This is a genomic window from Pseudodesulfovibrio halophilus DSM 5663 (assembly GCF_059568665.1).
Genome location: NZ_JCANTV010000012.1, coordinates 241,941 through 257,158 on the forward strand (window position 1 = coordinate 241,941; position 15,218 = coordinate 257,158).

Below are 15,218 nucleotides of genomic sequence, written 5' to 3' on the forward strand. Positions count from 1 at the left end.
GGATTTTCATCTGATATCAGGCATACCGTTTCAAATGGGCGAACGCAAGGCGACGTTGTGGAAAGGAAATTCCGCCCTTCCGGGTTGACAAGTCGCACAGGCGGCTTATGTAGCTCAGCGGTTTACGTTAACGACAATCCCCGAACGGGGACAATCCCATTAGACAAGGAGAGAATCATGGCTCTTAAACCCCTGCACGACCGCGTGATAATCAAGCGTCTCCCCGAAGAGGAAAAGACCTCCGGCGGCATCATCATCCCCGATGCGGCCAAGGAAAAGCCCATGAGCGGCGAAGTGCTCGCCGCCGGTCCCGAATGCAAGAGCGTTGAAGCAGGAAACTCCGTGCTTTTCGCCAAGTGGGCCGGAACCGAATTCAGTGCGGACGGCGAAGACGTCATGATCATGCGTGAGGACGACATCCTCGCCATTGTCGAACAGTAGCGGAAAGGAGCTTCGCACCAATGGCAAAATCCCTGGATTTCAAGGAAGAAGCACGTCTCAAACTCAAGGCGGGCGTGGATCACCTCGCCGATGCCGTCAAGGTCACTCTCGGCCCCAAGGGCCGCAACGTGATCATCGAGAAGACCTGGGGCGCGCCGCAGGTCACCAAGGACGGCGTCACCGTCGCCGAAAAGATCGATCTCGACGACAAACTTGAGGACATGGGCGCCCAGATGGTCAAGAAGGTCGCCTCCCAGACCAACGAGATCGCCGGCGACGGCACCACCACCGCCACCGTGCTGGCCCAGAACATCTTCACCGAGGGCGTCAAGCTGCTTGCGGCCGGACGTTCCCCCATGGGCATCAAGCGCGGCATGGACAAGGCCGTGGAAGCCGTGATCGCAGAGCTCGGCAAGCAGGCCACCAAGATCAAGGACAACGACGAAGTCGCCCAGATCGCCACCATCTCCGCCAACAACGACACCTCCGTGGGCGACATCCTCGCCAAGGCCGTTGACAAGATCGGGCACGAGGGCGTCATCACCATCGACGAGTCCAAGTCCACCGAGACCGAGCTGAAGATCGTCGAGGGCATGCAGTTCGACAAGGGCTGGTCCTCCCCCTATTTCGTCAACGATCAGGAAAAGCAGGTCTGCGAGCTCGAAGAGCCCCTCATCCTCATTTCCGAGAAGAAGATCAGCAACCTGCAGCAGATCGTGAAGCTGCTCGAGTCCGTGCTCAAGACCGAGCGCCCGCTGATGATCATCGCGGACGACTACGAGCAGGAAGCCCTGTCCGCCCTGGCCGTCAACGCCATGCGCGGCAACCTCAAGGTCTGCGCCGTGCGCGCTCCGGGCTTCGGCGACCGCCGCAAGGAAATGCTGCGCGATCTGGCCATCCTCACCGGCGGTCAGGTGGTGTCCGACGACACCGGCGTGGACTTCGAGAACTTCCCCATGAACCAGTTCGGCACCGCCAAGAAGATCACCGTGGACAAGAACAGCACCACCGTGGTCGACGGCGGCGGAAGCCAGGAACTCATCGACCTGCGCTGCCGCGAGATCGAAGGACAGATCAACGCCGCGTCCTCCGACTACGACCGTGAAAAGCTGCAGGAGCGCCTCGCCAAGCTGGTGGGCGGCATCGCCATCATCCGCGTCGGCGCCAACACCGAAGTGGAAATGAAGGAACGCCGCGACCGCGTGGAAGACGCCCTGCACGCCACCCGCGCGGCCGTGGAGGAAGGCATCCTGCCCGGCGGCGGCACCGCGCTGCTCAAGGCCTCCGTGGTGCTCGACGAGCTCAAGGCCGCCAACGAGGACGAACTCAGCGGCATCGAGATCATCCGCACCGCCTGCATGGCCCCCATCCGCCAGATCGCCGAGAACTGCGGCATCGAAGGCGCAGTGGTGGCCGAGAAGGTCAAGGGCATGAAGGGTGCCGAAGGCTACAACGCCCGCACCGGCGAGTACTGCGACCTGATCAAGGCCGGCGTCATCGACCCGCGCAAGGTCGTGCGCATCGCCCTCGAAAAGGCTTCCTCCATCTCCGGCATGATGCTCACCACCGAGTGCACCATCTCCGAAGCCCCGGCGGAAGACGAAGAGTAGTCAGCTCTTCCAGAGTCGATTATTCAAGGCCGGGCGTTCGCGTCCGGCCTTTTTTACGTCTTTTCGCGGCCCAATCCGTATGCTAGGGTTTGCGCGGAGTAGCATAACCATGGCAGAGCAGCTCTACAAACTTCTCCCGCAGGAAATGATCGACGACCTTCTGGAATCCTTCCGCAAGGCCTTCGGCGTCGCCTGCACCTACCACCCCCAACTGTCGGAAGTGACGCAGGGAGTCCGCCGCACCGCGCTGTGCCCCAAACAGCGCGGAACGCCCCAGTGCGCCGAAGGATGCGCCGAACGTCTCGAAAAGACGCTCTCCTCCCTCGCGGACAACCCGTACGCCATGCACACCTGCCCCAACGGCATGACCGACATCCTGATCCCGGTCCTCGTGGCTGGGCGGATCATGGGCGTTTTCTCCATCGGCCAGCTCTTTCTCGACGAACCACGCGAAGCGCAGCTTGCCAACCTCAGGAGGGAATTCGCGCTGGAGGAAGAGGCCTTTCTGGCCAGAGTCCGCGAGATACCGGTCATCCCCAAGGAGCGCGCCGAAGCGCTTGCCGAGACCTTCAGCAGCTCCGTGTCCATCATCGCCCGGCTGGGACGGGAGAATCTGCTCCGGCGCGAGGCCGAGGAGAAGCTCCGGGAGTCGGGACGCGATCTGGAGCAGCGCATCGAGGCGCGGACAAAAGAGCTGACGGCCAGCGAGGCCCGGCTGAAGGAGGCCCAGCGCATCGCGCACGTGGGGAGCTTCGAGCGCGACCTCACCACGGGCGCGGGCTGGTGGTCGGACGAACTGTACCGGCTGCTGGGCTACGCTCCCGGCGAGATTTCCCCCAGCATCAAGGGCCTCGAAGCCCGCATCCCCGATGATTTCATGCCTCGCTTTCGCGAAATGCTCGATGAAGCCCTGTCCATGTCAAAGGACGCCTACGACTTCGAGCTGCCCGTTGTCCTTCCGAACGGCAGCCACAGGGACCTTTACGGACAACTGCGCGTCGAGCGCGCCGACGACGGGAGCCCGCTGTCCTATCGCGGCGCCCTGCGGGACATTACCGAGCGCCGGCAGATTGAAAACGAGCTGCGCGAGACCAACTGGCTGCAGTCGCTCATACTCGACAACAGCATCGTGGGCATCGCGCTGGTCAGGGACCGCCACTTCGAGTGGGTCAACGCGCGGATGGCGGACATTACCGGCTACAGCGTCCGGGAGCTTTCCGGCGCCCCCACGCGAACGCTTTTCGAATCGGATCAGGCCTATCGCGAGCTGGGCAGACAGGCCTATCGGACCATTGCCCACGGTGACCGCTTCGATGCGGTCTACCGCTTCCTGCACAAGGACGGGCGCAAGCTCTGGTGCCGCTTCGTGGGGCACGCCATCAACCCCGAAGAACCGCGCCGGGACGACTCCATCTGGCTCTTCGAGGATATCACCGAACAGCGCCGCTCGGAGCGCGAGTCCCTGCGACAGCGGGCCATGCTGCACACCGTGATCAACGCCCTGCCTGACCTCATCTTCTTCAAAGACACCGAGGGAACGTACATCGGCTGCAACAAGGCGTTCGCGGACCGACTGGGCAAGAAGCCCGGCGACGTCATCGGCCGCAAATCCGAGAGCCTGTTCGACGAAGAGCACGCCGAGGAGCAGGAACGTCGGGACACGGTCGTGCTGGAGAGCTTTCAGAATACCGTCCACGAGGAACCGAATCTGGACGAGAACGGCAGACCCGTGATTTACGAGACCCTGCGAGTCCCGGTGACCGAGTACGGCGGTACGGTCCTCGGCATTGCGGGAGTCAGCAGGGATGTGACGCAGCGCAAGCGCGCCGAAGAGATACTGCGGCAGAGCGAGGAGCGGTTCCGGGCCACGTTCAACCACGCGGGGGTGGGCATCTGCATGCTCAACCGGCACGACGAGTTCATTCGCGTCAACCCCCGCCTTTGCGAGTTTCTCGGCGTCTCCGAGGTGGAACTGCTCGGACGCCCGCTGCTCCGGATTTCTTCATCCGAAGACGAGGAAGCCGTCAGGACCCTGCTGGATGGGCTGCGCAAGGGCGAGGACTCCGTCAGCCGGGAAATGCGCTTCAGGCGCAAGGACGGTTCGCTCGTCTGGGCCAACGTGACGGTCTCGCGTCTCGAAAGCGATGAGGACGGCTCCCCCGCGGCCATCGCGGTGATCGAGGACATCGACCACAGCAAGGAGCTGGAGCTGCGCCTGCGAAAAATGGCCACCACGGACATGCTCACCGGCGCCAACAACCGCCTCAAGTTCATGGAGCGCGCCGCCGAGGAGCTGGAGCGCTTCAAACGCTACGGAAGCCCAGTGGTTTTCATGATGCTGGACATCGATCATTTCAAGAAGGTCAACGACACCTACGGGCATCAGGCGGGTGACGAGGTGCTCAAGGCATTGACCCGTGTCTGTCAGGAAGCCGTGCGCGCCAACGACACCTTCGGCCGATACGGCGGCGAGGAGTTCGCCTTCTGTCTGGCGGAGACGACCAGAGAAAGGGCCACCGAAGTGGCGGAGCGCATCCGGGAAAAGCTGGCCGCGACCCCGGTGGAGACTCCGGACGGCACCATAGAATTTACCGTGAGCATCGGCGTCACGCAGGTACGCGAGGGCGATTCGCTCGAGTCCGCGCTGGACCGCGCCGACGAACGACTCTACAAGGCCAAGGACGACGGCCGCAACCGCGTCTGCAGCGACTCGGACGTCAGGGACTGAGCCGTGGGACTGCTCGATTTTCTCAAGAACCTGACCCCGCTGGTCCGTCGCGCCGCCGGCGCCTTTGACCGCGCCAGACGCGCCGAACGCAACGGGAACTACGAAAAAGCGCGGGAGAGCTACCGCAAAGCCTCCGACCTCTACCGTCAGGCGCAAGATCAGGGGAGCGCCCCTGTACTGCGGGACCGGCTCAAGGCCGGGATTTCCTGCGTCAGAAGCGGTAGGAACGAGGAGGGGCTCGAGTGGCTGGGACCGGTCATTGAGTCGGGCCGCTACGCCTCGGAGGCGCGCCTGCACGCCGGGTCCGCCCATGCCAAGCTGGGCGACGCCGAGGCCGCCGCCGCGCACTGGGAAGCGTACCCCGCCGACCCTGTTCAGGGGATCATCGGCAACGCCCTCAAGGAGCAGGTCCGAAACCTTCGCAGCGGCGCTTCGCCACAGGAGGCCTGCGAAGCGGTGGCCGCAGCGTGGAACCGTCAGGACCAGCACGACCGCCGCATGGAGGGTGACCGCGAGCAGCGGCACGACCTCGAACGGCGCCGGGGGTTCTAGGCTCCGCCTCTTCCTGATTCCAGCGCGGCCCGCTGCACCTCGGCCTCGTCATCGGTCTTGAAGAATCCGAGCACGGCGCGAAGCTCTTCCGCCTGAGCCGAGAACTCTTCCGCGGTGCTGGCCATGGCGTCCGCCGAGGCCGCGTTCTGCTGAATCACGCTGTCGAGCTGCGACATGGCAGTTTCCACCTGCTGGGCGCCGTAGCTCTGATCCTCGCAGGCCTTGGAAATGCGGCTGACAAGCTCCGCGGTTTCACGAATCTGGGGCACGATGCGCTCGAAAAGGTCGTGGACCTCCTTGGAGGTTTCCTCGCTTGCCACGGCTAGATCGCTGACCTCTCCGGCGATTCCGCCGCTGCGCTCCGCCAGCTTGCGGACCTCGGCAGCCACCACCGCGAAACCCTTGCCCGTCTCTCCGGCACGGGCCGCCTCGATGGCCGCGTTGAGCGCAAGCAGGTTCGTCTGTCGCGCAATCTCCTCGATGGAAGTGATCTTCTCGCCGATCTCGCGCATGACGTCGACGCTGCGCTGGACCGCCTCGCTGCCCTTTCTGGTGTCCTCCGAGGCCTTTGTCGCGATCTCGTCGGTCTGCCTGGCGTTGTCCGCGTTCTCGCGGATGCTCCCGGCCATCTGCATGATGGATGAAGAGACCTCCTGCACGGACGCGGCCTGCTCGGTCACCCCCTGCGAGAGCGTTTCCGAGGAGGCGGCCAGTTCCTGACTTCCGGCGGCCACGTTGCTGGTGGAGTCCTGTACCTGCCCGACAATGCGCTTGAGGTTGTGCGCCATGCCGCCCATGGCCCGGCGGATGCCGAGGCTACGCTCCTGCGTCTCGTCGTCGGCCGCGGTCAGGTCGCCTTCGCTGACCTGTCCGGCCAGTCCGGCGATCTCCTCCGGTTCGCCGCCGATGGCGTCCGTGACCCGCTTGGAGAAAAGGACCGAGGCGAAGGTCGCCGCCAGCAGAATCGCCGCCGCGACCACCAGAACGGAAAGCATCATGCCCATCACCGTGTCATTGAGCGCAGCACGCCTGCTCGCTATGGTCGCGTCGATTTCGTCCACGTAGACGCCCATGCCGATGATCCAGCCCCACTGATCGAACTTGCGGGCATAGGTCAGCTTGGGAAAATCGCCCTGCCGCCCCGGACGCGTCCACATGTAACGGGTGAAGCCGCCGCCCTCCGCGTTGGCCTGCTCCACCATCTCGCGCATGAAACTCTTGCCCTGCCTGTCCTTGAGGCTCATGAGGCTCTTGCCCACGAGGTCCGGATTGGCAGGATGCATGAGGGTGGTCCCCTTGTCGTCGAGAATGAAGAAATAGTCTCCGCTCTCCAGCCGCATCTCGGCCACCTGATCAAGCGCGGCCTGCTTCATTTCGCCGGTGATGTCCTCCACCCACGCGCCGGTGCCGAGCACCAGCCCGAGGTCGGGCAGCAGGCGGAAATAGGAAATCTTCAGGCTTGGCTCGCTCTCCCCCGGACGCGGCCAATAGTAGGTGGTCATGCCCTCGCCTTCGCTCACGGCTTTCTCGGTCATGTCGCGGATGATGTAATTGCCACGGTCATCCTGAAGCCCGGCGAGCCTCTTTCCCACAAGCCCGCTGTCGGCGTGGGCCACCATCCGGCTGTCCAGATCGTTGAGCCAGAGATAGTTGTCACCGTCGAACCGCGCCGCCATCACCAGTTCGCCTATCTCCTCAAGAAACGCGTCGCGCCCCACCTGCGACAGCCGCTCACGCTTGAGCGCCTGAATCTGGCCGTACACCGCGTCCACGACCCGCTTCAGATCCTCGGACTTCTCCTGCTTGAGTTGCTCGATGTCCTCTGACTGCTGATGAAACTCGTCCACCACGGACACAGCCATGGACAGGAACTCGCGAAGCCTCAGCCTTTCGCGCTCCATGGCCTCGGAACGATACCGGGCCATCTCCTCGTCGGCGTAGGATTCTATGTCGTAAAGAAACACAGCGCACAGGCAGGCTACCGTCAGGCCGATCATTACGAACTGAAAAAGCGTCATTCTGGTCCGCAGGCGCATGATTCATCCCCCTCGTAAAGTGCAGAAACCGGCATTTCGTCAATTCGGGACTGGACCAACAGGGCTCCAGTCAGTAAATTGCTAACACATGAGAATATGTAATCCATTATTTATTGATCTCCATACATACAGGAGAAGGTGCGCAACGCCTGCTGCGCTCCTTATCCTGTGCGCCTTCGCGCTTTGCCTGCCGCGGGTCGCGAACGCCGCCGTCACCGTCACCGGCACCGGGGAGCCTTCCATGGACCTCCGGAACGTGCAGAAAGCCGTGGACGCCGGCGGCGAGATACTCCTCAAGGGCCGCTTTGACTTCGGCCCGGACGGCAGCATCAAGATACGCCAGCAGACGCGCATCTCCGGCGTGCTGGGGAGCGACGGCCGTCCCGACACCACCATCATGGGCGGTCGCTGGAGCCTGCACGCGCCGCTGCCGGTCCCGGGCGCCCCGCCGTCCAAGCCGGGCCCCATCGTCTCCCTCAAGAACGTGCGCTTCACCGGCGCGCGGGGGACTCCCCTGCACTTCGAGCACGTTGGCGCGCTCACGGTGCGCAACATCGTGGTGGAAAAGGTCAAGCCGGAAACCATCAGGCTCAAGGGCTTCCAGAGCGGCAGCGCCAAATTCGCCGCCGGGGTCGTGGTGGGGACCCGCCTCGCACAGCGGCGCAAGCCGATAAAGGACGCGGTGACGGGAAAGGTGCGCATCACGGACAGCCGTTTCTACATGGACGTGGATCACCCCTCGCGGACCCTCGGCAGGGGCATCATGTGCGTCTGGACCCATGCCGCGGCCATCCGCATCGCGGGAAACGTGGTCCGCAACGCCACGCGCAACGGTATCGAGGCCTTCGACAACTACACCGGCCCGGACGGCGTGCTCGAAATCGAGGGCAACAATATCATCACGGACCGCGAAGGCGTCGAATATCCCAACCCGCTCACCCCAAACGGCATCGCCGCGGGCTGGTTCCTCGACACCGCAACCGGGGCCTCCCCCAGCGCGGGTGCGCCTCCAGTGGTCTCAAGAAACCGTATCGAGGTTCGCGGGGAGCGCTCCATCGCGCTGGCGCTGTTCGCCAACAACGCGGTCGCGGTCTGCAACGACCTGATTCTCGCGGGCGGTGAGGACGCCATGGGCATCGCCCAGACCGGCTCCTTCGGATTCTTCATGAACAACCGCGTGAGGGGCATGGGCAGATATGCGGTCTACACCGCTCCCTTCGAGAACTTCCGGGCGGCGGGCAACACCTTCGGCTGGACGCAGGCCTCCGGCTTCGACGCCCTTCGGGGTAACTTCTACTTCGGCAGCGACGGCAATTCCGTTCTCGGAAAGTCCGGCCCGGTGGTTGACAAGGGACGCGGCAACCGCTTCCTCGACATCAAGCCCTGCTCCCTGCCCGGCATCGATCCCGGTGAAGACTGGGAACCGGTGGAAGACCTGCCGTAGCCACCGAAAAAGGCTTACTTCAATATTTACGGGAAGGACTCCCTACCGTTTTTCGACCAGGAGCACGCGAGTCTGCGCGTTGGGATGATTGACCAGCCCGCAGCGCATGACCCACGCCGTATCGGTTGGCAGAGCCGCGCAATGGGTTTCCAGCGCGTCGGCCTCTTCGGCGCCGCCGGGATGGCCGGTGTAGAGCACCATGGTGACCAGCCCGCCCGGAGCAAGAACCGACAGCGCCGCGTCCACCGCCGCACAGGACGTTTCCGGACGGGTGATGACGCTGCCGTCGCTTCCGGGCAGGTAGCCGAAGTTGAACATGACCGCGCGCACCCGACCGACGGTTTCCCGCGGCAGCGTTTCGCGCATGGTCTCGTGCCCGGCCAGGTGGAGGCGCACGCAGTCCGGCGCGTCTTCCCGGCGGAGCCTTTCGCGGGCGGAATCGAGCGCGGTCTGCTGGATGTCGAAACCGTGCACAGCCCCCTGCGGTCCGGCGAGACGGGCGAGATAGAGAGTGTCGTGCCCGTTGCCGACGGTGCCGTCCACGGCCACGCAGCCGGGCTGCACGACCTGCCCGACCACGGACTTAACGAAGCTCACTGTATGGCAGATTCGCATGCGCCGCTTGTATCGCAGCCGGGAGGCACGAGCAAGCCGACCGTTTCGCAATTCATCATTTCATGATATTTGCCTGCAATGCCTCTTCCCGTTCTGCTCGATATGGACAACGCCTGCTCGATTCCGGCCGCCGATGTGGATGACGCGCTGGCGCTGGCGTTCGCCCTCGCTTCCCCCGAAGTCCAGTTGACCGCGTGCACCGCGTCTGCCGGCAACTGTCTTGCGCGGGAATCCTACGCCGTCACCCGGCACATGCTGATGCTGGCCGAGCGGGAGGACATCCCCCTCGGCCTCGGGCCAGACAATCCGCTCAAACGCGACAGGTGGCCTCACTTCGCGCACCTTGACGCAAAAAGGCGGGCAGCCGGCTGCGAGCTATGGGAGGACGCCCCTTCCATCGCCATCCCGGACAAGTACCCTCCGGACACCTCCGCCGCCGAGCTCATCATCGACGCTGCCCGGCAGCACCCCGGAGAGCTCGTGGTCGTCGCCACCGGGTCGCTGACCAACATCGCCACCGCCATGCGACGGGAGCCGAAAATCGTCCCGCAACTGGGCGAGATCATCCACATGGGCGGCGCGTGGCCCGCCGCGCCGGACGACGAACAGTGGGAAAGCTCCACCCCGGACATTCCACCCGAGACATGGCGCGACGTGCTGCGCTTCAATCCCCTCTACGACCCCGAGGCCACGGAAATCGTGGTTCGCTCCGGCGCGCCCGTGACCTTTGTGCCCGCCAACGTGACCATGCGCATCTGCCTCGCCGAAAACTCGCTGCCCGCCGCGGCCCCTGCGACCTCCCCGTTCGGCCGCTTCCTGCACGCCACCTGCCTTCCGTGGATTCGCTGGAGCCGGAAGATTCGGGGCATCCCCGGCATGCACCTGCATGACCCGCTGGCGATGGCCGCGGCCTTCCGTCCGGACCTCTTCGTCTTTCAGGAAATGGGCGTGCACACGAAAACTCTGCTGCGCCCCGATGCGAGCTTCCTTTGCGACGCTCCCGGCGACGTCACGGTGCGTTGCGTCACCGCAGCTGACGAAGAGGCGTTCCTGAAGCTGCTTACACAGCGGCTTATCGCGATGTTTTGAAGCACTTATTAATCTCCTCAGCAAGGTTCCTTTCTTCATGAATATTTCATAAAGTCACAATACCGGTTCCACCCTCAAACTGAACGGATTCGCCATGGCCGATATCAAGCACGAAGCACCAAGCCAGCGCATGCACTACCGCATCACGGTCCCCATCACCGTCGGGATCGGTCAGAAGGAATACAAATCCGCGGACTGGTCCATGGGGGGCTTCAAGATCAAAGGCATCGACGGCCCGTTCGAGACGGGAACCGTCATCGACTGCACCATCTCGGTCAACTTTCAGGGGTACGCCATCACTTTTGACCAGAAGGCGAAGGTTGTCCGGCACGACCCTGAAAACAGGACGCTTGCCACGGAATTCGTGGATATGGACGAGCGCACGCGCGAAGTGCTGGCCTACTTCAGCAAAGGGCTTGTCTCAGGCGAGATGGGCACCGCAGGCGAGGCCATCCGGCGCATCGACACCCCGGTGACGCCGACTGAGCTTTCCGACGAACCCAAGGGGGAGCATATCCCCGCCCGACGCCGCATCAGCCGCGTGCTCATCGGGGCGGTATACCTGACGATCGGCCTCGCCATCACCGTCTATATAGGCATCACCCTTTACTCCACAATCTTCCGGGTTCAGGTGGATTCCGGCGTGGTGTCCGCCCATGTGGAGCCGCTCATCTCACCACAGGACGGGATTCTGGAAAAGATCATCGTTCCCGATGACGGTCGCGTAAAAAAAGGCGACCCCATCATCATGCTTTACAACACCAAGCAAATGGAGGCCGTGCGCATGGCCGAAGTGGCTGTGGAGGCCGCAAAGCATCGCTATGAGAACCTGCGGGAGCGACTCTCCGCCGAGGATGTGACCCTCGGCATCTATCGCAAGGTGGGCGACTCGCGCCTGCGCGCGGCCAGAGACAGGGTGCAGACCTTTGCCGAGGAGCTCCGGCTGGCCCGCGCGGAGCTGGACAGAAAACGCGAGCTGCTGAAAAAGGGCGTACTCAGCCGCTCGGAGGTGGAGCGGGAGCAGCAGCAGGTCACGGTCATCCAGCGCGACCTGCTGGAGGCACGGGCCGAACTGCAGCTTGCCAAGGATGCATACGAGGCCTTGCAAAAGGGCCTGTTCTTCTCCGGAAATCAGGTGGAAGGCGAGACTCTGTCCCTTCAGTCAAGAGTGGACGCGGCGCGCAAGAACGTGGAGATAGAGGAAAAACGGCTCGAAGTGGCGCGCGACCAGCTCAAGAAGTACGTGCTGCGCTCCCCGTTCGACGGCATCGTGGTCAAGGTGTTCAAGACGGTGGGCAACACGGTCGAGACCGGCGAACAGCTCGCCATCATCGAGCGACACGAGGACCGGTTCATCACGGCCTACCTCACGCAGGGCGAGGTGGAAAACGTCAGGCTCGGCGACAACGCACTGGTCTTCATCCCTGCGCTGGACCTGAGAGTGGACGGTCGCGTGGCGATGATCGACCGCACCGCGGGTTTCGTCAACGAGATGGAAGGCCGTTTTCAGTGGCGCTCCACTCGCGACCGCTCCGCAGTGGCGATCGTGGAGTTCGATGATCCGCAACGCCCCGAGCTGCCCCGCAGCGTCCCTGCGGGGCTGCCCGCCGTCGTCAACTTCAGGCGTGTCGCCAGCTCGGACCTGCTCTCCGGGGTCTTCACCATGCTCGGCATCGAGAACGAGCGGACCATTGAGCTTGAAGACGCAGACAAGACCCGAAAGCATATCTACAACGCGCCGGTCGACCCCAAGCCCGACCCTCTGCGCGGCAGGCGTCTGGAGCAGTAGCGCATGTCCGGACCGGCAGGCCACTTCGAACGGCGGCGCATGAGCCCCGCCCAGTATTTCAAGCTGTATGTATTCGTCGGCCTGCTGCTCATCGGCTTTCAGAACATCGCCAACAACATCTGGGACAGCGACTCGGGCCGGGTCATCATCATTCTCGGTGTGCTTGGCACGTGGCGCTATCTCTGGTGGTTCACGCACTTCGTACGATCAGTGATCTACGCCAAGACCTACTACCCCAAGCTGCGCCAGCGCGCCGAAGAGCTCTGGGGAAGCGGCTGGCGGCCCGACGGCCTCATCTTCATGATGACCACCTTCCACGAAAAGCGCGACATCACGGAAAAAGTCATCCTCGGCATTGTTCAGGAGGCGCGTGATATCGGCGTTCCGACCAAACTCTTTGTGGGGACGGGACACCACAGCGACGAGCGGCTCATCACTTCCATCATGGAGCGGTACGCGCCAGACGACGGCATCGAAGTCATCTTCGTGCGACAAAACCAGCCGGGCAAGCGGGTGGCCATCGGGCTGGCCCTGCGCGCCATCTCGCGACACGGCCTCGGCGGGGACACGCCCGTGGTCTTCATGGACGGGGACTCCATCCTCGCGCCGGGCTGCCTCCGCCGCTGTCTGCCCCACTTTCATCTCGACAAGGGGATGCACGCGCTCACCACGGACGAAATGGGGGTCGTGCGCGGCCCCAAGTGGATGCAACGCTGGCTCGACCTGCGTTTCGCTCAACGCCACCTCGCCATGCAGTCGCACGCTTTGGCCGGCAAGGTGCTGACCCTGACGGGGCGCATGAGCGTCTTCAGAGCGTCCCGCGTTCTGCGGCCGGAGTTCGTGGAGATGATCGAGAAGGATCAGCTCTCTCATTGGCTGTGGGGGCGGTTCCGCTTTCTCTCCGGCGACGACAAGAGCACGTGGTATGCCCTGCTCAAGGAAGGTTCGCGGATGCTCTACATCCCGGATGCGCTCGTCTGGACCATCGACGTGGTGGAAGGCGACCCGAAGGACCGCGCCATTCAAAACCTCCTGCGCTGGTCGGGCAACATGCTCAGGAACGGCTCCAGAGCCATCGCGCTGGGCCCGAAGCGCGTTGGGCCGTTCATATGGTGGTGCATCGTTGACCAGCGAATCGCCATGTGGACCAGCCTTTGCGGCCCGCTCGCCATGCTCTCCGCAGGCTTCGCCATCTCGCCGATCTTCTTTTCTTCGTACATCCTGTGGGTACTCTCCACGCGCCTTATCCTGAGCATGTTCCTGTTCTATTACGCAAAACGGGTCGATATGTCCTTCCCGTTCATCCTGTACGCCAACCAGCTGGTGGCGGCCGCCGTGAAAATCTACATCCTCTTCCGGCTGCCCATGCAACGCTGGGCCAACAGGAAGGACCAGCATCTCAACTTTGACGAGACCCTCAAATGGCGGCTGAAGCACCTGTTCGCATCCTATCTGACGCTGGTTTACGTCATGTGCCTCTTCTTCGCGGTGCTGGTATACATCGGCATCCTGCACCCGCCGTCTCTGGATTTCATCAGACTTACTCTTGGAATGTGAATCAAAAAGAAAAAATTACAAAAACTTACAAATATCATTTTTCACTGGAGGATTCATGAGAATCGGAGTTGTCGGACTCGGCTACGTCGGAAGCACCACCGTGGGTTGCATGGCGGAACTGGGCCACCGGATCGTCGGGATGGATGTGGACAGTTCACGCACCGAAGCGCTCATGGCCGGGGCGGTCCCGGTAACGGAGCCACGACTGAACGATATGGTCACCACCCACGCCGCCCAGGGACGCATCACGGCGCACACGGACCTTGCCGCCGGCGTTGGAGAGTCCGACTGTGTTTTCGTCTGCGTGGGCACGCCCTCGGGGCGCGGCGGATCGCTCGACGCATCCACCCTTCGCGCAGTGGTGCTGGACATCATGCGGGCGCGGCTGGATCAGGGGCGCGTCGTACCCATACTGGTGCGCTCCACCGCGCTTCCGGTGTTCCACCGCGAGATCATGGAACAGGCTCGCGACCTGCTGGGCGACAGGCAGCCGCTGGCCTATACCGTCCACCCGGAGTTCCTGCGCGAGGGCACGGCCGTGGCCGACTTTTTCGCTCCGCCCAAAATAGTCTTCGGCACCAGCGATGAAGAGGCGTGGGGGCCGTGTCAGGACCTGTATCCCGGCATCGACGCGCAGCTGCTGCACTGCGGCCCTCTCGAGGCGGCCATGCTCAAATACGCCGACAACTGTTTTCATGCGCTCAAGGTCACCTTTGCCAATGAGATCGGGCTGGCCGGAGCTGAAATGGGTGTCGATTCCCGCGAGGTCATGCGCATGTTCTGCGAGGACACCAAGCTCAACATTTCCGACAAATACCTCAGGCCCGGCTTCGCGTACGGCGGAAGCTGCCTCGGCAAGGACCTCGGCGCGCTCACCGCATATTGCCGTCGCGAGTATGTGGACGTACCGATGCTCGCCCACGTTGGAAAGTCCAACGAGCGGCAAGTGGACCAGCTTGCGGAGCGGATCCTTTCGGAGTCGCCCAAGAGCGTCGGGCTGTTCGGCCTTGCCTTCAAGGCCAACACGGACGACCTGCGGGATTCGGCGCTGCTGAAGCTGGCTGAACGACTGCGCGGCAAGGGCGTGAAGGTGCTCGCCTATGACCCCGCACTGGACCCGGAACACCTGTGCGCCCTGAACCTCTGCTACCTGCGGGAAACGACGCCCCATTACGAAGAGATGCTCACCACGGACCCTCAGGCAATGGTACAGGAAAGCGACGCGGTCGTACTTGGCCGCCACTTCGCCTCACTCGATCTGCACGGTATGCCATGGCGCGAAGGGCAGCGCCTCTACGACCTGGACGGAACAGGGAGGTGTCCGAAGGGGCCGGAAGTAATCGGGCTCTACTGGTAG

At 63.3% G+C, this 15,218-nt stretch carries 11 protein-coding genes; 9 read left to right on the forward strand and 2 right to left on the reverse strand.

Annotation, left to right across the window (positions count from 1 at the left end; genetic code table 11):
• The first annotated feature begins 177 nt into the window (after nt 1-177).
• The 4 genes from BR24_RS11835 (at nt 178) to BR24_RS11850 (ending at nt 5,331) form a co-directional block, all read left to right on the forward strand.
• Nucleotides 178-441 (forward strand): co-chaperone GroES, encoded by a 264-nt coding sequence (locus tag BR24_RS11835; RefSeq protein ID WP_496541685.1) that lies wholly within the window; start codon nt 178-180, stop codon nt 439-441.
• 20 nt (nt 442-461) lie between these two features.
• Entirely contained in the window at nt 462-2,051 is a 1,590-nt protein-coding gene (gene groL, locus BR24_RS11840; RefSeq protein WP_496541686.1) for a chaperonin GroEL, read from the forward strand.
• A gap of 109 nt (nt 2,052-2,160) precedes the next feature.
• Complete coding sequence (locus BR24_RS11845; RefSeq protein ID WP_496541687.1) at nt 2,161-4,779, forward strand: PAS domain S-box protein; 2,619 nt, start codon at nt 2,161-2,163, stop codon at nt 4,777-4,779.
• Between the two features lie 3 nt (nt 4,780-4,782).
• Nucleotides 4,783-5,331, forward strand: a complete 549-nt coding sequence (locus BR24_RS11850) for a hypothetical protein (RefSeq protein ID WP_496541688.1) — start codon at nt 4,783-4,785, stop codon at nt 5,329-5,331.
• Here the strand turns inward: BR24_RS11850 and BR24_RS11855 are convergent.
• Nucleotides 5,328-7,367: a methyl-accepting chemotaxis protein gene (locus BR24_RS11855; protein ID WP_496541689.1), complete on the reverse strand. Its 2,040-nt coding sequence runs from the start codon at nt 7,365-7,367 to the stop codon at nt 5,328-5,330. The two genes, BR24_RS11850 and BR24_RS11855, sit on opposite strands and share 4 nt — an antisense overlap.
• A gap of 241 nt (nt 7,368-7,608) precedes the next feature.
• Here BR24_RS11855 and BR24_RS11860 point away from each other — a divergent pair, with 241 nt between their 5' ends.
• Complete coding sequence (locus BR24_RS11860) at nt 7,609-8,811, forward strand: right-handed parallel beta-helix repeat-containing protein (protein ID WP_496541690.1); 1,203 nt, start codon at nt 7,609-7,611, stop codon at nt 8,809-8,811.
• Between the two features lie 42 nt (nt 8,812-8,853).
• Here the strand turns inward: BR24_RS11860 and mnmM are convergent, their stop codons facing one another.
• Nucleotides 8,854-9,426, reverse strand: coding sequence for a tRNA 5-(aminomethyl)-2-thiouridylate-methyltransferase MnmM (mnmM, locus tag BR24_RS11865; RefSeq protein WP_496541691.1), 573 nt, complete (start codon nt 9,424-9,426; stop codon nt 8,854-8,856).
• Nucleotides 9,427-9,504: 78 nt separating this feature from the next.
• On the opposite strand from mnmM, the gene BR24_RS11870 reads away from it, so the two are divergent.
• The 4 genes from BR24_RS11870 (at nt 9,505) to BR24_RS11885 (ending at nt 15,218) form a co-directional block, all read left to right on the forward strand.
• Nucleotides 9,505-10,515, forward strand: a complete 1,011-nt coding sequence (locus tag BR24_RS11870; RefSeq protein WP_496541692.1) for a nucleoside hydrolase — start codon at nt 9,505-9,507, stop codon at nt 10,513-10,515.
• A gap of 94 nt (nt 10,516-10,609) precedes the next feature.
• The gene (locus tag BR24_RS11875) at nt 10,610-12,304 is read left to right on the forward strand and encodes a PilZ domain-containing protein (protein WP_496541693.1); all 1,695 of its coding nucleotides are present in this window, start codon (nt 10,610-10,612) and stop codon (nt 12,302-12,304) included.
• A gap of 3 nt (nt 12,305-12,307) precedes the next feature.
• A complete protein-coding gene (locus BR24_RS11880; protein WP_496541694.1) occupies nt 12,308-13,861 on the forward strand; it encodes a glycosyltransferase in 1,554 nt (517 codons plus the stop codon).
• A gap of 55 nt (nt 13,862-13,916) precedes the next feature.
• Complete coding sequence (locus BR24_RS11885; protein WP_496541695.1) at nt 13,917-15,218, forward strand: nucleotide sugar dehydrogenase; 1,302 nt, start codon at nt 13,917-13,919, stop codon at nt 15,216-15,218.